Raw genomic sequence first — 511 nt, forward strand, 5'->3', positions numbered from 1 at the left:
CGCTTTGAATATTCTGTTGTAAACCATTCCAGCACATCCGGAAAGGCATAGAGTCCCATGTGATATAGGGCAATATAGTTTTTCTGGGCAGCAAGAGCTATGAAGGGCAAAGGCTCTTGTGGATTTACGTGATAGCCAGCAGGATACAGACTGTGTGGAATCACATATCCTATCATACCATACTGCATGGTTTCCTCAAAACCTGCGGGAAGATTCTCGTTTATAGTTTTTCTAAGCAGTTCAACCGGCTGTCTTTTTTCTTCCGGTAAATGCGCTATATATGCTTCAGGTGCGTCTACATCATAAGCCATGAGAACTCCCTCCTCGTTAACCTTCTGTAAATTGGAAGTTGTTACTATTCCCAATATTTAAAATCATAGCCTTCTTCGGGTTCGCCAATTTCGTATCCTAATGCTTCTGTTAATTTATGTTTAAGGCTACGGTACCATTCATCCCAAAGTAAGCGCTACATAAAATAACGTATTGCTATTTCTGTTTTTCATCTGAATGG

The 511-nt window shown here is 40.5% G+C and carries 1 protein-coding gene; it reads right to left on the reverse strand.

The annotated features are described in order from the left end of the window. Window positions 1-311, reverse strand: a 311-nt coding sequence (locus tag V7M78_RS19215; protein WP_333651992.1) for a DUF1801 domain-containing protein, incomplete at its 3' end; no start/stop codon positions are given. Window positions 312-511 lie beyond the last annotated feature (200 nt).

It is taken from the genome of Lacrimispora sp., from assembly GCF_036758025.1.
GTDB lineage: Bacteria > Bacillota > Clostridia > Lachnospirales > Lachnospiraceae > Lacrimispora.